The following is an 18,055-nucleotide window of genomic DNA, read 5'->3' as shown; positions in this document are numbered from 1 at the left end:
TTTGTTGCCTTATCATATTGTTAAAGGTTTAGGCGATAATTACCCGACCGACAATTTAGATAAAGTAAAGGATAAAGGCAATTACACCATTGAGGAATTAATCGAAGCCGCCAAAAAAGACATCAACCTTGCTGTGAAAGATGGTGTTATTATCCCGCATATTGATAAAATAATTAGTTACACCATTCAATTATTGCAGCCATTAAGTGAGGATGATAAAAAGGCATTTATAGGCATATATGGTATGCAACTGAGCAACCTGTTCCGCCGGTCTGGAACGGATTATAAATTTGGTGCAGGATTGTTATTAGAGGCACAGAAAGTGGTGCTATTAAAAGGTGCTTATTCTAAAATCGAAAACGACGGTTCGCTTCAATATCTCGCAGAAGACAAAACACAAACTTATCCACATAAATTTAAAGTGGTTATCAATTGTACCGGCGCAAATGATCTTGATCAGTCATCAAGCAAATTAATATCCGGTTTAGTCCACGGCAGCATTGCTAAGGTCAACCTGTCGGGTAAAGGCTTTTTAGTTAACGAAAATTTTGAGGCTGCGCCAAACCTGTATGTTATTGGTCCTTTACTCGGCGGCAATAAAAATGAGCGCATCCACTTTTGGCATTTAGAGAATGCTTCGCGCATTATGTACCTGGCGCCATACCTGGCAGAATGTTTAGTTCCTTAGGCTATCTAATCAAACAAAAAATCCTTAGTTTTATGCCCATGATCAGATGCCTTGTTGTTGATGATGAGCCTTTGGCCCTGCATATTGTTGAAGATTACATCTCAAAGGTGCCATTTTTGCAACTGATAAAAGCAACAACCAATCCAATCGAGGCATTAACATTGGTACAGGAAGGCAATATTGATCTTGTTTTTTTAGATGTGCAGATGCCTGAACTAACCGGCATACAATTTTTAAAGATCTCCAATGGCAAAACCAAAGTAATACTAACCACTGCCTATCCTGAATACGCATTAGAAGGTTACGAACTTGATGTGGTTGATTACCTGTTAAAACCCATCGCATTCGATCGTTTTTTTAAGGCTGTACAAAAAGCGCAAGGTATTATACAACCCTCAGCTAAACCTGTGGCAGTTGCTGAAACAGCGCCCCAAAGTGATATTTTAAGCGATTTTATTTTTGTTAAAAGCGAACATAAAATACAAAAAGTATACCTGCGCGATATCTTGTTTATTGAAGGTTTGAAGGATTACATCTCTATTTTTACTTCAACCGAACGCATTATTACCCTTCAAAACATGAAAAAGATGGAAGATGCGCTGCCAGAGCGGCATTTTATCAGGGTGCACAAATCATACATCGTATCACTTAATAAAATTGATAGTATTGAACGTAGCCGCATTTGGATAGGTGATAAAATAATTCCCGTTGGCGATACCTATCGCGATCCATTCTTTAAAATTATTGACGGTAAAAACATATAATAAGGCCTTATCTATAGGTTTAATTGTCAACAGGAAACATTTTGATATGATACAGGGTCTCACCCAAAAATGGTGAAGCCTGAAGCCAAACCATAAGCTTTTATGTTACAAAATAATGCTAAAAAAAAGCCATCTTAGTTAACAGGATGGCTTTTTTATTGATGAAATTACTGGTTAAAAAGGCATTTTCCATAAGGCCGGCACTTAAACCTTCGCCTGCAGAAGGAGGGTTAGCAAATCCTTGCAGCCAGATGGTATAAACCGCGCCTAATTGTACTGTTACTGCAGCTACTTTCGCCAGCACAGTAGTTGTGCCCGTTTGCCTGATGTAAAGCGTATCATTACCCCCAGGAGTTATAGCTGCAAATTCAGAAGCATGTTTGTAAGAAATATTACTTATATATAACTTGTTACCAATGGCAAGGTCAACGTTTGGCGCATCAGGGCTTACGTCAACCAGCCGTATAGAAGCCGAATTGGTTGCCGGATGGGTAATCGTATCACGCAATATTACAAATGTTGGCGTAGTAATTAAATTATTAAAAAACACAGTGTAAGCTTTATTAGCACCTAATGTAAGTGTATCTGTAGCTATGGGGTTTAAAGTACCAGTATTATAAAAACCAAACTTGCTTGCGCCAACCGGGCCGTTAACATATCCCAGGTAATTTCCGTATGTAAACGGAATAGCGTTTAATTGTATGTTATTTAAATAAAAATCGCTTGACGGACAATTAGGAGAAGCATTTACCACGGCGAAAATTGACGTTGCTGATGGACCTGAACTGCTGCTGCTGCCTTTTACACATGATGACAGCATCCCTGCAAATAAACAGCCTGCTAAAAGCAAAACAACATTTGCCTTTAGTTTTTGATGAGGTACTTTTGTTAAAGTAAAATTTAGATTCATAATAATATAGGTTAGAAATAATGGAATAGTTTAAGCTATATTCCTGATTGGTTTAACGCTGAAATTTTTAAATTGGTATTAACTGACAATTATTTCATGTTTTATGAATGGAATTTAGCAAGATAGCTTTTCTCATGCCGGTACTATTTGTAGCGATAAATTAAATTTTGGCAATACTATATTTTTAAACGTAATCGCTTTTTTTCCATTAATCCCACCAGGCCGATAATGATCAGCGATGTAGCCATTGACCTAATTAAGCCAATAATGCCACTGTTTAGAATAGATGGATAAGCGATATTAAATAATTCAATAAACGCAACCTGGAAATAAGGGATCAGGTAACAGGTTAAAGTACTCGTACCGGCAGGCCTTATTAGTTTAAACCAATTTGCTTTGCCTTTAACATCCACCAGATAAATAAAAAACTCAAACATGAGTATCGTAATACCACTGCATAAAAAGATCCAGGCAGGCGTGGATCGTATTTTGGAGATGCCTTCGGCATAAGGCCTGATGATCAATCCTGCCGTAATTAAACCTATTCCTAAAATTGTAAATAATAACCAGAGGCGTTTTGTCTTTTCAATTTTTACCAGGTAGGAATATATACCGATAGCCACCACCCCTCCCATGGTTAATGCCTGCGCCGATACATCTCCTATTATGGGTAAAAGGTCATGGTCAAGAAAAGTATGCGCGGATATGTTAGTAACAACAAGAACTATCCAGGCTGTAATGAGAAGTTTTAAACTTCCTTTAGTTAAATAATAGATAAGCGCGCAAACCAGGTAAGACCACCCGATTATACCTAATATCCCCCACCATGATGTCCTCATCCAATGCGGGTGAACCATATCGCCACCACGGTAAAGGATTGCTAATACAATAAGCGAAGCTATCCCGATGCCCGTTAAGGTATATTTTTTACCTTTCGCCATCGTATCAGGATAATCAAGCCATACCAGGAAGAAACAGAGTGTGATCAGGATTTCCCATACTGCCCGTGGCAATATAGCAGCCGGACTACAGCCCTCTAAGTTTACATGATAAAAACCCATGATGAGCAATGCCGCGCTACGGCTCAGGATATAAAACAGGACTTGTCCCGTGGAATCACCTTTACTGATACGGCTTTTAATAGCTAAAGGGATGGATAGCCCCGCTATGAATAAAAACGCAGGGAATATAACATCAGCAAAACCCAGGGCGTCTTCGGTTTCCTTAGCATGATCGAGCCATGCCGGTATTCCGCTTACACCGCTTGCGTCATTAATAAATATCATTAATAACATGGTAAGCGCGCGTAATACGTCAATTGATAATAAGCGCTTTGGTAGCTGTTTCATGGCATACAAATATGCAAATACCCTTTAGCTTTATAAACTTTGATGCCGGATTGTTACAGAATTGATAATCAACACGCTATCAAAGTTCCAGTTCCATCTGGATATTACAACGCTCATATGGCGATGGATTACCGGTCACCTTTTTAAAGCCTAATTTATGGTACAGGCTTATTGCTGGTTTAAGCTTGGTATTACTTTCAAGATATAGCTTTTTAGCGCCTTTCTTCCTGGCTTTTTTTATAGCAGCATTCCCCAATAACAGGCCGATACCTTTACCCTTAGCCGCGGGGCTTACGGCCATTTTTGCCAGTTCGAAAACCTTACCGCTCATTTTAAGCAAGGCACAAGCGCCCACAGGTTCGCCTTTATATAGTGCTATAAAAATATAGCCGCCTTTATCTAAAATATATTCCTGCGCATGGTCAAGCGATTTATGGTCGGCTTCCTCCATTTTAAAATGCTGGGTTATCCATTCTTCATTCAGACTTTTAAAAGCTTCCTGGTATTGGGGTTCGTAGGCAACAATTTTTACATCCCTACTTTCGCGGAGCTTCTTTTCGTCCTGCACCCGTTTTAACAAATCCTTCTGCTCCAAAAGAAACTCCCATTCTTCAATCGCCTTCCAAATATTGTATTCAGTTTCATCAAGCGCCTTCTCAATAGCGGCGTTTACATCGGTATATTGATCCTGGATCTGCTCGTTTATTTCTAACCCCGCCCTGGTGAGCATCACAAAGTTTTTTCGGCCATCGGTTTTATTCGGGCTTTCTGTTATTAAGCCCTTTTTGGTCATTTCCTTTACGATTGTGCTGACCGAAGGGTGGCTATGTCCAATTTCAACCGCAATTTGAGTAATTGACTTCTCTTCGCCACCAGACAACGAATAAAAAACAGGGAACCATTTAGGCTGCATATCAATATTATACAACCTGTAAACCTTGCCTGCCTGCTCAGTTATCAATTCGCTAAGCCGCCTTAGCCTGCTGCCAAGGGCCATTTTTCCTGTCTTATTATAAATATTCATATTAGTTACGTAATTGATTACGTAAAATTAAACGGATATTTTTGAAATCCAAAAATCAAAAAAATATTATCAAATTATTGTCATTCCGAGTGCAGCTAAAATAACAGGAAGGCAAGGGCAAAACTTTAAAACAAAAATCCCTTCAAATAAAATTGTGCCTCATCCCCCCAGTTTTTGGTTAAGTTTTTAAGCACCAGTATAAGCTGTGCATTGGTTTCGGGCTTGCCTTTTTTGGGTGCCTGTATAGCGTTATCAGCAATAGGCATATCGGTAACTTTTGTTGCTGTCCATATTATATTTTCATGTGGCACAGCAACCTCTAAAATCATCCCCGGCAAACCGTTAAATGATTCCGGGCCTCCTGATGTATGTATTTTTTCGGTATAAAAAGCAACCACATAAATTGAGTCCATCATAATGCCGTTGGCACGCCTGCAAGGGTACCCGGCAACATCACGGGTTTCATTGGTAATTTTCCATTTTATTTTGCGGGTCGTATCTTTCACTAAAAATATTGCTTCAAAAACCTTTTTTTGATTGATCGTAATTCTTGTTGAGAGGTCAATATAAGTAGTGTTGTTTTGATCAGCTAATGGCATATCAAAAAACGTATTTCCACCATTATCCGGTTCAATAGGCGTAAACAAAGTTTTATCACCGGAAAAGGTAAGGGTGCTTTTCAATGTTTTAAATTGTGGATTAGCTTTTTTATAAGCCTCAAAAAATGTGCGATAAAAGCCTTCGTTATCTTTATTTATTTGCTTCTCTATCATGGCATAAGTATTACTGGTTTTGTTATATTCAATAGTTCCAGATGTAGTAAAATGCGCGTTTTGAGCAAAAACGCCAAATGCCGGTATTAAAAATAGTAGGGTTAACAGTGCTGTTTTCATAATTAGTTGCTTATTTAGCTGTACCGAATTTTGTGAAGTCCCAGGTAACCGAAAGCATAAAGAACCGGCGTATTCCTGTAGTATTAGTTTGTGTTGTCGTATTGCCTGATATCCCCCTGGTAAAGTTCAGGTTTTGGTTTAAAAGGTCATTTGCAGATAATGAGATTTTAAGCTTATCATCCTTTAAAAATGTTTTGGCGATATAACCATTTAATTTAGTGAGATGCTGGGCACTGAATGCCTGCGTAGCCGCATTATAGGTGTAGTCAACATCCGAGCCTAATTGAAATTTAAGCGGCAGATATAAATTAAAATATCCATTACTGTTAAAACCTGCAGCATTATTATTGGTAAGTGGCTGCAAGCTCATGGTACTAAAAGTATACGACGGGCCGGCTGAGATATAGAAATCGATCTTTTTTTGTACATACTTTGATATGTATAGCTGCCCAGAATAGGTATGGCTACGCCCCATATCAAGTTCATCATCAATATAACTATAAGATACACTGGCTGAGGTATTAGCACGTATACCGATCTGCACATCAATTGGGCTGATTTTTCTACCAGCTGAAGTGTATACATTATAATTATAAGGAGCCTCCCCACTTAAATTTCTATATGAAGTAGTATTCACACCGGTAGCCGCATTATATGCTGTGTTATTTACTATAGCATCATAAGTATTAGAAAAATTTCCAAATATGTAAAACTCCTGCCCGCTTAAAACCTGGTAAGAGTTATAAAACATATTTACACTGTTTGAAAAAGCCGGTTTTAACAAAGGATTACCTGTAGTAATATTCAAAGGATCTGTATTTATAGTAACCGGTTGTATTTGTTGGATTGAAGGTTCAACATTGTTACCGTTGTAACTAATCTTAAAAGCCCTAAACTGTGAGAATTTATATAAGAACATGGCCTGTGGTGCCCAATTCAGAAAGTTACGGTTTAAAACACTTCCATTCATCTCATCTATTTGCTTAAAGGCAACATCAGATACCTTTGTACCAAAATTGAGTGTTGCCTTTTTGTATTGATAGTTATAAATAATGCCAACCTGGTTTGAGAGTTGATTGAACTTATAATTATTACTTAACGTATCATTTAGCTGATTGTAAATACCTGGCAGTGTTTCATCATAGGTTTGCACATTGATTGTACTGTTATTGATTGACAAGCCATAATTAAATAATAACGACGCTTTTGTAGTCAACGGTTCAGAATAAGTGATATTACTTTTCAGCAATGAACTTGTAGTTTTACTGGTTTCATATTGATTGGTAATCGTACTATCCGGCGGTGTTGTGCCCGGGGTGTAATTATATAACTGCGAGTGCAAATAACCTGCGGTAGTATTATTATTGTAAGATTCGCCCAGGCTCCAGGATAAGGTACGCCCCTTCTTTTTAAATTTTTTTGTGTAAAAAGCAGTCGCATCAAATATTTGCTGGTCGCCATGATTAATTACATCCCTTTTGTCGGAATTGATCAATGCAGAATCAGATTTTGTTACTGTATTATAATCATTATTTACACTAAAATGCTTAAAAGTACCATCTGCGGTGATCTTCAAATCTGAGGTAGTATCTAACTTTAAGGTGTATACAGCATCCAGTTTTTGGCGAAAAGCATAATCATTAAAATTTTCATTGCTGGTAGTATTTACGTTGCCGGTAGGTAATGTTTGCTGACTTACAGTACTGGTCAGGCCGCTCACATCAATCGATCCGATTTTATAGTTTGTGTTGATGGTTTGGTTATCATTATCAAACTTATCATCATAATGTACGCCACCGCTGCGAGCAACCGGGATACCTTTACCATCATAATAACCGCTAAAAGAATCCAGCGCATCATTATTATTACCTGTAATTTGTATTCCTCCATCAACAAACTGAACATTGTTATTATTCACGCCCAGGTTATTACTGTCCTGAAAACCAAGTCCCGTTTTGCCATCATTGGCTAATGTACCATAAAGCGCAAATTTTTGCTTTTCCTTAAACTTATTAAATTGTAACTGATCTTCATAATAATTGTTGGTACCCTCATTAGCATCTACCTTACCAAACTCACCATTCTTTTTATCGGCCTTCAGTTTAATATTGATTGTTTTTGTGGTTTTGCCATCATCAATACCGGTAAAGGCCGCCTGGTCACTCTTTTTATCATAAAGCTGCACTTTATCAACCATATCCGCCCGCAAATTTTTGGTAACAAGTGTTGGGTCATCACCAAAAAACTCTTCACCATCAACCAAAACCTTGGTTACGGTTTCGCCCTGCGCGGTTATTTTGCCGTCTTTATCAACCTGTATACCAGGTAACTCCTTAAGCAAGTCTTCTACCGTAGCATTGGGTTGAACCACAAATGCCTTAGCATTAAACTCGGTGGTATCCCCCTTAATTTTTACGGCTGCTGCCTTGGCTTTTACAATAACTTCTGCCAACAAGCGCGATTTTAAGATCATATTTACCCGGCCAAAATCGCGCTGAGTATGCGCGGAATCTAAATTAAACCGTTCAACATAATCTGCATAGCCGGGATAGGTTACCATCAACAGGTATTTGCCTTTTTGCAGGTTGTTGATGGCGAAACCACCGTTTACATCTGCCCAGGCAAATGCCCTTAAAATAGAATCCTTTGCATTGACGACGGTAATGGTTGTGTTTATAAGCTTCGTATTCGCTACCGAATCAGCAACGGTACCTTTAATAGAATAGGAGCTTTGTGCGAAGGAAGAAAATCCCCACAAACAAAATAGTGCTGCAATAATTGTGATCTTCATGTATAGGTTATTATAAACCTAAAGTATAACTAAATTTTTAGGTCTCAAAACATTTAACATATATTAACATTAATGTGCTGATAGTATGCCACTTAAACTTATCCAACATAATATACGGACTTTTAATTACGATGATCTAAGGAGGATATTTATAAATAATACACTTAATCGAATTAAATTTTGAGTAATTATTCGGTTTGATGCCACTTATTTTATAAAAATTAAAAAATAATTAGGTTTTTTACGAAAACACTTCATAAATTACATCTTTAAAAATAACTGGTTAAACTATTTTTATCTATTGAGGAATTTTGCATGCAGGAATCAGCTTATTTTAATGAATATTCCCCGATAGGTGGCGTTTGGGATGAAATGTACGGCCAAAATGCCGAAATAAGGGAGCATTACCGCAAAGTGATCGAATATATCTCGAGAGAATCAGCCGATGATCTTAATAAGAAAGAAGAATTAGCCAAAAGGCTTTTCATGAGCCAGGGTATAACCTTTACCGTTTATAACAGTGGCGAGGGTATAGAGAAAATATTTCCTTTCGATATTATCCCCCGCATCATCACCGCGCCCGAATGGGCTTTTGTGGAAAAAGGTATCAAACAACGCCTTACTGCACTTAACCTGTTTTTAAAGGATGTTTACAACAACCAGTTTATTGTAAAAGATGGCATTGTACCCATAGACATTATCTATTCGTGCCCGCATTTTTTACGCGAGATGTATAAGTTGCAGGTACCTTATGATATCTATATCCATATATCAGGCATTGACCTCATCCGCGACCATGATGGTACATTTTATGTTTTGGAGGACAACCTGCGCACACCATCGGGCGTAAGTTATATGCTGGAGAACCGCGAGATCACCAAGCGACTATTTCCTGATCTGTTGCCGCAATGCGGCGTTCGGAGCGTTACAGAGTATCCAAATATATTATATAAGAATCTGCTGGCTATATCACCAAGGCAGGTCAGCAACCCAACGATTGTGCTATTAAGTCCAGGGATTTATAACTCTGCTTATTTTGAACATACTACACTTGCCCGTTTAATGGGTGTTGAATTGGTTGAAGGGCGCGACCTGGTAGTAAATAACCATAAGGTTTATATGAAAACAACTACCGGCTTACAGCAGGTGGATGTGATTTATCGCCGGGTTGATGATGATTATTTGGATCCTTTGGTATTTAACCCGGGCAGTATGCTGGGTGTTGCCGGCATTATGGGTGCTTACCGCAAAGGCAACGTAGCCATTGTAAATGCCATAGGCAACGGTGTAGCCGATGATAAAGCGGTTTATGCCTACGTGCCCGATATGATCAAGTATTACCTGAACGAAGAGCCGATCCTGAAAAATGTGCCGACCATGCAATTGGGCAACCCCGATGAGCGCGAGCATGTGTTTAAGAACATCAATAAAATGGTGATCAAAAAAACCAACGGCAGCGGCGGATACGGCATGCTGATGGGTCACGCGGCAAGCGAGCAGGAAATTGATGAGTATAAAATTGAGGTATTAAAAGATCCGCGTAACTTCATCGCCCAGCCAACCATTGATCTGTCGGCGGCACCTTGCTATATGCAGGGTGCATTAAAGCCACGCCGCATTGACCTAAGGCCCTACGCCCTTTACGGACCGGATGGCATTGAGATAGTACCCGGCGGATTAACGCGTGTAGCGCTGAAAGAGGGATCGCTGGTGGTGAATAGTTCGCAGGGTGGTGGCAGCAAGGATACGTGGGTGCTTGCTTGATAGAAGTAAGAGGCAGGAATCAAGAGAAATTTAAAATCCGGAATCGAACATTCGAGATCCGTAATAAAAGAAATATGTTAAGCAGGGTAGCAGCAAGTTTTTATTGGTTAAGCCGTTACATTGAGCGTAGCGACGGCATGTTACGTATGCTCAAAATTAATTATGCTTCATCGCAGGATGCCGTGCAGGAATTTACCTGGGAACCGGTGATCCGCATTTATGCAGGTGTTGACGAGGATGAAGAAGACGAGAAACATATCCCGCTTCATACCGACAGTCGGGCCGTGCTTAAGTTTATGGTGACCGGTAAGGACAATGCTAATTCAGTGCTGAACATCATCACTTTGGCGCGTGAAAATGCCCGAAGTGTACAGGAGCATATCACCAAGGACCTTTGGCAATGCCTGAACGAGTATTATCATACTATAAAAGACCCGAAAATTGAAAAAGCCTTACAGCGCGAGGACCCAATTGGTGTGCTTGATATATTGATAAGGCAGGTAATGTTGTATTACGGTACCGTGGAGATCACTATGGAACGTGGCGAAGGCCGCAGTTTTATGAATATTGGCAAGTACCTGGAACGCGCCATACAGTCCGTGGATTTATTGGATACCAAATTTGGGTCTATTGACGATAATCCCGACCTATTGACTGACACCACTTACTGGAAACATCTTTTATTATCATTAGGTGGGTACGAGCTTCATCAAAAAACCTATCGCGAAGGTTTTGAAGCAGCTAATGTGCTGGAGCAGGTTGCTTTAAATAATGATTTCCCGCGTTCGGTGATCTATTCGGTAAATAATATCCAGCGTTACTTCGACAGGCTGAAGAACGAGAGTAATATCAATGATTTCCGTGATCTGTCATTCCGGATAGGAAGGTTACAAAGCCGTATTAAATACAGTTCGGTACGCAGTATCCGCGAAGAGGGTTTGCATACTTTCCTCAGCCAGATCCGCAGCGAACTTTATGGAATAGCTAACCGGTTGAATGAATATTACTTTGCACACTCTTAATTAATTAATGATTTGAGAATTTGGAAATAAAGCACATTAATAAAATCATATGAAACAATTAGAGTACTCAAGTCTTAAGTTATCAGTCAAATACATTTTTAAACTGACTAATTTTCAAATCGCATCATCATGCCAGAAATAGAGATCAAACATATTACCCGGTATATATATGACAGTCCTGTGCGCGATAGCGCCAACCAGATTATCCTATACCCGATAAATGATGAATACCAGGATGTTGTTAAACAGGAAATCACCATTACCGGCAATCCGCTGGTTGATACGCATGTAGATTATTATGGCAACGAGGTAGGCAGCTTTACCTATGTGGAACCGCACATGGAAATGACCATCAGTTCCAAACTAACAGTAAATACCAAACACAGACTGTTACCTGTTAACGATATTTTCCCCGGTCAGCAATGGGATGATTTGAAGCGTTTGCAGAACGTTGTACCTTACATCGATTTCCTGAAACAGGAATATTTTGAAGGATTGAGTGAGCTAAGGGCAATTGTTGAGGCCGAAAAAGCAAAGGACGACACTCCTTACCAGGTTGTTTTACGTTTTTGCCAATACGTGTACAATAACTTTGAGTACATCAAAGGAGTAACTACAGTTGATACCACGCTTGACGAGATCTGGAAAATAAAATCCGGCGTTTGCCAGGATTTCGCGCATATCCTGATGGAGATGCTGCGTATCATCAACATACCTGCGCGTTATGTAAGCGGCTATATCTGTACCGGGCAAAACGGCATGCGCGGCGAAGGCGCTACCCATGCCTGGGCCGAAGCTTTCATACCTGACTACGGCTGGCTGGGCCTCGACCCTACCAATAACTGCATCGCCAATGAATCGCATGTTAGATTGGCTGTCGGCCGTAATTTTTCGGATTGCTCACCGGTAAAAGGTGTTTACAAAGGTGCAGCCAAGCACAAATTGCAGGTATCAGTTACCGTTGACGAAGACGAAAACTATACCCACGACAAACAAATGATAGAGGTGCCGATGGCGAGCCAGGTAACCGAGGTATCCAAAAACAGCTACCAGCGGTATATGGAAATGATGCAGCAGCAACAGCAGCAATAGTTTTAGTATTTAGTATCAAGATTACCCAACTTTACAGGTTCTTCAGTCCGTTTAGAGTGGCAAAAAAGTCTAATTACTTGATACTGTGTACTCGATACTAAGAAAAGCTACTCCGCTTGCTTAACCGCATCTGTTAGTTCCGACACCTTAGGCACTTTATCAAAAGCTTCAACTAACTTACCATTGCGGCCATAAATGGCAATGTAAGGGGTTGTAGCTACGGAGTAATAGCGCTGTAATTTATAATCCGGGTATTCGGTACCCATCAGCACATTGGGTTGTGCGGCAAAAATATAATCGTTATGGAACTCCTTCAACATTTTAAGCAGCTTTGATTGTATAAACGTTACCATTACAATCTGTATGTTTTTAAAGTCTTCCATTTGCGGCTTCAATTCATACATCAAACGCTGGCAGTGGCTGCAATCCGGCGAAAAATAAATGAACATCACCGGCTTGCCTTTTTTAAGGTTGGCGTTGGTAATATATACGCTATCCTTGCTCAGGATACGGAAATTTGGGATGGCCTGGATAGAAACTGGCGGATTTTTTACCGCCGCGCTTTTTTGCGCCCAGCTACAGCCTGTAATTACGATCAGGCTTAAAAAAAGGATTATCTTTTTCATTTGATTGATGTTGTTCACGGTTGAATTGTTAAATCTAACAAAAGCAATTTTACGATATTTTTAAGGTTCAAGCAACTCTAATTGCCAGGCAATTTGCTCTTCTGTTACAGGAAATAATGCGTTATCGCGTATTGTATGATGCACCGCCTCAAATATATGCTCATAACTCCCTTTTTTACCGGGCATCATTTCGGTAGTTTTATCACTATCTATGCCAATTGTTACCAATTTACCCTCGTTGCCTACAGGCTCAATACCATAAGCCGGGTCTGTTGGCATCATGCCCGCATCCAATTGTGCTTCCTGTACATCGGTGCGGTTTTTTATAAAACTTCCTATGGTACCGTTGATCACAAAACCAGCCTGCGGCTCCACGGTTAACATGCTCGATGTAAGATATACGTTCAATTGGTTAGGATACGTGAGGCGATAGCTGAAATAATCCGGCACTTCCGAGTTTTCACGGTGTATGGATGTTACCCTATCGAATGATAATGGCTTTCCAAATAAACTGATAGCATTATCAACCAAATGCGCTCCAAGATCATATATCAGGCCCGCGGCAGGCATATCCTTTTTCTCTTTAAAAGCTTTCGGACCAATAGCTGCTTTATACCTGTCTAACCTGAAATGCACTTCTATCAAATTCCCAAGCTTACCACTTTCAATCACCTCTTTGGTTGACAGGAAACCGCTATCATAACGCCGGTTTTGGTAAACCATTACATGCAGGTTAAGCTCGCGGCCAAGGTCGAATAGTTGTTTCACCTCTGCAGCAGTTGCCGCGCAGGGTTTTTCTATCAGCACATGCTTTCCGGCTTGCAAGGCTTTTTTAGCGTGTTCAAAATGCAGATAATTTGGCGTGTTTACGATTATAAGTTCAATCTCTCCATCATTCAGCATATCATCTATCGCATCATAGCTGATAATTTCCGGGTAGGTTTTAGCTGCTTTCTTTTCGTGGCGCTCAACAACGGCCTTTAGTTTAAATGCGGGATTGGTGAATATAAATGGCGCATGAAATATCCTGCCGGACATCCCGTAAGCCATAATTCCTGTTACAATAGGTTTCGACATGTATATATTTTATTGGCTCATACTGTCATGTATGGCGTTAATTGCATCAAGGTGTTTTTGTAAAACAGGCAATGTTTTTTTAGCATAGGCCTTAATATCCGGGTCCTGTATTTTGGTTGATGCATCGGTAAACTCTTTTACATCATCCTTATGGTCGTCTATCATCATGCTGATGTAAGCCTTATCAAAATCGTTACCGAATTTGTGTGCCAGTTGCGCTATCATTGCCTTTTGGGCGCTGTCAGGTGCCATGGGTAAAGTTAACTTTTTGCCCTTTGCAACGGCTATTAATTTTGTATTAGCCTTGCCATGATCCTTTACCATCAGCCAGCCAAAGTTTTTTACCCGCTTGCCTTTAGCATTTTTTATAGCAAGCTCCCCCATTTCAATTTCGGCTAAATTACCGGCAGCAGCCTTAACCGCAAAAACAGAATCTTCCTGGTCGATCACTAAATGAATTTTAGGACCGGTAGTATCGGGCGGGGCGGTAGGTGCGCTTATGGCTGTATCGGTTGTAGAATCGTTGGTATCATTACTATCCGAGTTAGACGCATGGTGACAGGCCTGCAATACTGCGGCAGTCAGCAAAAAAAATAAAATAGTCCTGATGTTTTTCATGGCATTCCGGGGGTATTTCTCAGCTATAATAACACAGCAAACCGTGTTAGGTTTTTGTTTGGTTAACAGCAGCTTAATATATGGTAAATTATTAGGAATTGGAAAATGTATTGGCTTCACTCATCCGAATTTACCTTTAATTATTCTGTTCAATTAAGTTTTATTATTTTTGGGCACATAAACTAAACAAGATGAATTTCCCAGCTGAATTAAAATACACCAAAGACCACGAGTGGATAAAAGTTGAAGGTAATGTTGCTACCATTGGCATAACCGAATTTGCACAGCGCGAACTGGGCGATATTGTTTATGTTGATATTCCATCGGTTGGTAAAACCGTTAACCAGGATGATGTTTTCGGCACTGTTGAGGCCGTTAAAACTGTATCAGACCTGTTTATGCCGGTTACAGGAACCGTGACTGAAGTAAACCCAGCATTAGATAGCCAGCCTGAACTGGTGAACAGCGATCCCTACGGCGATGGCTGGATGGTTAAAGTTACCCTTGATGGTGTTGATACCGAAGCTTTGTTATCGGCAGATGCTTACAAAGGCATCATTGGCGAATAATTATCATTTTTAAAAATACCAGGGCCTGCTTTTATGCGGGCCTTTTTATTTTACGCCTTAAAAATAAAAGTACAGGAAACATAAATTACTGCGGTTTACGTATAAATTCCCGGTAAGATCTACTGATAATTATGAAAAATATATTATTCTTTTTTGCAGCTGTGTTGGTGATAATAAGTTTTTCTTCCTGCGGGATATTTGGCAAAGGTTGCGGCTGCCCTGAGTTTGGCAAGATAAAGCAACATACTACTCCGGTTGTGATTGTGAGTAATAAAGGAGCCGCCATTAGATCGATATAATTCGCTTTTTTTATTGTATTTTTCTTCAACATTTTTTTGCGGAGTAAGAAGCTTTTGGCCTGTAATGGCAATTAAAATTACCTATTCAAAATCTTACAATCTACCCACAAATTGTTACTGTTCTTATTTGGATTTAATTTAAATAAGCGTACATTTGTTTAATCATAAGCATACAAACATGAGGCTCTCACAACTTGAAGTAGGCGAAACCGGCATAGTAAAGGAATTTACCGATTTAGAAATGTCGGTTAAATTAATGGAAATGGGTTGTTTACCGGGTGAGCAGATTAAGGTGGAACGCATTGCCCCCCTTGGCGACCCGATTGCCATTAATGTTGCCGGTTACCAGTTAAGTTTACGCAAGCGCGAAGCCTATACCATTGTGCTGCAATAGTTTTTAAGGCATTGAAAGCTGATATCAGAGTTGCACTTGTAGGGAACCCAAACACCGGAAAATCCACACTTTTTAATGTTTTAACGGGGCTTAACCAAAAAATAGGAAATTTTCCCGGCGTTACCGTTGATAAAAAAGTAGGTTACACCACTTTGCCCGATGGCCGTACAGCCGAGATCATCGATCTCCCCGGTACTTATAGCATATACCCAAAAAGCCAGGATGAATCTATCGTGTTTTCTGTTTTGGCAGATAGGCACAATGCGCACACACCTGATTTGGTTGTGGTTATTTTGGATGCATCAAACTTAAAAAGAAACTTACTGCTCTATTCGCAGGTTGCCGATCTGAAGATCCCTGTGATCGTGGCGCTCAATATGATGGATATGGCTAAAAAAGCCGATATCGATATTGATGTAAACCTCTTCGCTAAAAAATTAGGCGTACCTGTTGTGCCGATCTCCGCAAGGAAAAATGAAGGAACCGCCGAATTGAAGAAAGCAATCTCTTTCGCCAATAAATTCGCGTTCCAGGAAGACAGTATCGATGTAAATAGCATCGCCCCTGAATTGGTTGAAGCCATTCAAAAGGAGTTAAATATTGAGAATCCATACCTGGCTTTACAGCTTGCCCACCAACATGAAACCCTAAAGTTTTTAACGCCGGAGCAAAGCGACAGGATAGAGGAACTCGAAAAAGAACATTCTTTCCACTCCCAGAAAGCGCAGGGCCAGGAAACCATTGCCCGCTATGCGTTCATAAATGACCTGCTGTACGATACGGTTAAAAAACCGCTTACTGCGCAGGGCGAAACGCACAGCAATAAAATAGATAAAATACTAACGCATAAATTTTTTGGTTTCGTGATCTTCTTCGCGATACTGATGTTTATGTTCCAGGCCATCTTCTCGTGGTCGTCATACCCGATGGAACTTATCGGTGATGCCTTTGTTTGGGTTCAGGATAACCTGCACCACGTATTGCCTCCGGGCCCGCTAACCAGTTTGCTGGTTGATGGCGTTATTGCCGGTTTAAGTGGTGTAATGGTTTTCATCCCGCAGATTGCGATACTTTTTGCCTTTATTTCAATACTGGAAGATACCGGTTACATGTCGCGAGTTACATTTATGATGGATAAGCTGATGCGTAAGGTTGGCTTAAACGGTAAATCTGTTGTACCGCTGATCGGTGGTTTTGCCTGTGCCGTGCCATCCATTATGGGCACCCGTACCATTGAGAACTGGAAGGACCGGATGATCACCATTATGGTTACGCCATTGGTAACCTGCTCGGCACGTTTGCCTATTTATACTTTACTGATCGCTTTAGTTGTCCCAAACCGCAATATCTGGTGGGTGTTTAATATGCAGGGTTTGGCGCTTACAGGGATGTATGTTTTCAGCCTGATCTCGGCCGTTGTAGTTGCCTGGGTATTTAAGTTTATACTGAAGGGCAAGGAACGCGGCTACTTTATTATGGAACTACCGGTGTATCGCATGCCGAGATGGAATAACGTGATCTTCTCCATGTATGATCGTTCAAAGGCATTTGTTTTCCAGGCCGGCAAGGTGATTATCGCGGTATCCATCATCCTTTGGGTACTGGCATCTTATGGCCCGGGAGATCGTTTTGCTAAGATCGATGCCCAATATAGCAAGCCACAATACACGCAACATATGACACCGGACAGCCTAAGCCGCACGGTATCATCAGCCAAATTAGAAAATTCGTATGCCGGTGTTTTAGGTCACACGATTGAGCCTGTTATCCGTCCGCTTGGGTTCGACTGGAAGATCGGTATCGCCCTGATAACTTCATTTGCCGCGCGCGAAGTTTTCGTAGGTACCATGGCAACTATCTATAGCGTAAACGGCAGTGCCGAGAAAATGGAGTCCGTCTACCAAAAAATGAAGGAAGCCAAAAATCCCGATACCGGGCAGCCTGTGTTTACGCTCGCGGTGGCCTTTTCGCTCATGATGTTCTACGCCTTCGCCATGCAATGCGCCAGTACGGTAGCCATTGTATTCCGCGAAACAAAAAACTGGCGCTGGCCTGCAATACAGTTTGCTTACATGACAGTGCTGGCTTATGCCGCGAGTTTTATAGCGTATACATTGTTGAGGTACAAAGTTTAAGGTACAAAGTTTCTATACATCATTTTGAACTTTTAACTTT

At 40.4% G+C, this 18,055-nt stretch carries 17 protein-coding genes; 9 read left to right on the top strand and 8 right to left on the bottom strand.

Annotation, left to right across the window (positions count from 1 at the left end; translation table 11 throughout):
* Positions 1-688 (top strand): FAD/NAD(P)-binding protein (locus ACYZ0U_RS03825; protein WP_461449974.1); only part of this gene is annotated, 688 nt, incomplete at its 5' end.
* 38 nt (positions 689-726) lie between these two features.
* Positions 727-1,452, top strand: coding sequence for a LytR/AlgR family response regulator transcription factor (locus ACYZ0U_RS03820; protein WP_461449971.1), 726 nt, complete (start codon positions 727-729; stop codon positions 1,450-1,452).
* Between the two features lie 118 nt (positions 1,453-1,570).
* Here ACYZ0U_RS03820 and ACYZ0U_RS03815 read toward each other — a convergent pair whose 3' ends face one another.
* The 5 genes from ACYZ0U_RS03815 to ACYZ0U_RS03795 all read right to left on the bottom strand — a co-directional run bounded on the left by ACYZ0U_RS03815 (position 1,571) and on the right by ACYZ0U_RS03795 (position 8,419).
* On the bottom strand, positions 1,571-2,362 hold the full coding sequence (locus ACYZ0U_RS03815; RefSeq protein WP_461449969.1) for a DUF4397 domain-containing protein: 792 nt from the start codon (positions 2,360-2,362) through the stop codon (positions 1,571-1,573).
* 176 nt (positions 2,363-2,538) lie between these two features.
* The gene (locus ACYZ0U_RS03810) at positions 2,539-3,711 is read right to left on the bottom strand and encodes a DUF5009 domain-containing protein (RefSeq protein WP_461449967.1); all 1,173 of its coding nucleotides are present in this window, start codon (positions 3,709-3,711) and stop codon (positions 2,539-2,541) included.
* A 79-nt stretch (positions 3,712-3,790) separates the two neighbouring features.
* A complete protein-coding gene (locus ACYZ0U_RS03805) occupies positions 3,791-4,735 on the bottom strand; it encodes a bifunctional helix-turn-helix transcriptional regulator/GNAT family N-acetyltransferase (RefSeq protein ID WP_461449965.1) in 945 nt (314 codons plus the stop codon).
* Between the two features lie 125 nt (positions 4,736-4,860).
* Complete coding sequence (locus ACYZ0U_RS03800) at positions 4,861-5,628, bottom strand: GLPGLI family protein (protein WP_461449963.1); 768 nt, start codon at positions 5,626-5,628, stop codon at positions 4,861-4,863.
* A 10-nt stretch (positions 5,629-5,638) separates the two neighbouring features.
* A complete protein-coding gene (locus ACYZ0U_RS03795) occupies positions 5,639-8,419 on the bottom strand; it encodes an outer membrane beta-barrel protein (RefSeq protein ID WP_461449961.1) in 2,781 nt (926 codons plus the stop codon).
* Positions 8,420-8,734: 315 nt separating this feature from the next.
* On the opposite strand from ACYZ0U_RS03795, the gene ACYZ0U_RS03790 reads away from it, so the two are divergent.
* From ACYZ0U_RS03790 to ACYZ0U_RS03780, 3 genes are all read left to right on the top strand, one after another.
* Positions 8,735-10,183: a circularly permuted type 2 ATP-grasp protein gene (locus ACYZ0U_RS03790; protein ID WP_461449959.1), complete on the top strand. Its 1,449-nt coding sequence runs from the start codon at positions 8,735-8,737 to the stop codon at positions 10,181-10,183.
* Positions 10,184-10,257: 74 nt separating this feature from the next.
* Positions 10,258-11,205: an alpha-E domain-containing protein gene (locus ACYZ0U_RS03785; protein WP_461449957.1), complete on the top strand. Its 948-nt coding sequence runs from the start codon at positions 10,258-10,260 to the stop codon at positions 11,203-11,205.
* A gap of 129 nt (positions 11,206-11,334) precedes the next feature.
* Positions 11,335-12,297: a transglutaminase family protein gene (locus ACYZ0U_RS03780; RefSeq protein WP_461449955.1), complete on the top strand. Its 963-nt coding sequence runs from the start codon at positions 11,335-11,337 to the stop codon at positions 12,295-12,297.
* A gap of 107 nt (positions 12,298-12,404) precedes the next feature.
* Here ACYZ0U_RS03780 and ACYZ0U_RS03775 read toward each other — a convergent pair whose 3' ends face one another.
* From ACYZ0U_RS03775 to ACYZ0U_RS03765, 3 genes are read right to left on the bottom strand one after another with little or no spacing between them, the layout of a single operon-like run.
* Positions 12,405-12,923 (bottom strand): TlpA family protein disulfide reductase, encoded by a 519-nt coding sequence (locus ACYZ0U_RS03775; RefSeq protein ID WP_461449953.1) that lies wholly within the window; start codon positions 12,921-12,923, stop codon positions 12,405-12,407.
* 60 nt (positions 12,924-12,983) lie between these two features.
* The gene (locus ACYZ0U_RS03770) at positions 12,984-14,000 is read right to left on the bottom strand and encodes a Gfo/Idh/MocA family oxidoreductase (RefSeq protein ID WP_461449951.1); all 1,017 of its coding nucleotides are present in this window, start codon (positions 13,998-14,000) and stop codon (positions 12,984-12,986) included.
* A 9-nt stretch (positions 14,001-14,009) separates the two neighbouring features.
* A complete protein-coding gene (locus ACYZ0U_RS03765; RefSeq protein ID WP_461449949.1) occupies positions 14,010-14,738 on the bottom strand; it encodes a DUF4142 domain-containing protein in 729 nt (242 codons plus the stop codon).
* Positions 14,739-14,809: 71 nt separating this feature from the next.
* Here ACYZ0U_RS03765 and gcvH point away from each other — a divergent pair, with 71 nt between their 5' ends.
* The 4 genes from gcvH to feoB all read left to right on the top strand — a co-directional run bounded on the left by gcvH (position 14,810) and on the right by feoB (position 18,015).
* A complete protein-coding gene (gene gcvH / locus ACYZ0U_RS03760) occupies positions 14,810-15,187 on the top strand; it encodes a glycine cleavage system protein GcvH (RefSeq protein WP_461449947.1) in 378 nt (125 codons plus the stop codon).
* A gap of 131 nt (positions 15,188-15,318) precedes the next feature.
* Positions 15,319-15,486, top strand: a complete 168-nt coding sequence (locus ACYZ0U_RS03755) for a hypothetical protein (RefSeq protein WP_461449945.1) — start codon at positions 15,319-15,321, stop codon at positions 15,484-15,486.
* 178 nt (positions 15,487-15,664) lie between these two features.
* On the top strand, positions 15,665-15,880 hold the full coding sequence (locus tag ACYZ0U_RS03750; RefSeq protein WP_461449943.1) for a FeoA family protein: 216 nt from the start codon (positions 15,665-15,667) through the stop codon (positions 15,878-15,880).
* Positions 15,881-15,891: 11 nt separating this feature from the next.
* Positions 15,892-18,015, top strand: coding sequence for a ferrous iron transport protein B (gene feoB, locus ACYZ0U_RS03745; RefSeq protein ID WP_461449941.1), 2,124 nt, complete (start codon positions 15,892-15,894; stop codon positions 18,013-18,015).
* The last annotated feature ends 40 nt before the right edge of the window (positions 18,016-18,055 follow it).

Source organism: Mucilaginibacter sp. (genome assembly GCF_965225845.1).
In the GTDB taxonomy this organism is placed as follows: Bacteria; Bacteroidota; Bacteroidia; order Sphingobacteriales; family Sphingobacteriaceae; genus Mucilaginibacter.
The sequence above is the reverse complement of the archived record's forward strand: the minus strand, read 5'-3'. Positions and strand labels throughout refer to the sequence as shown.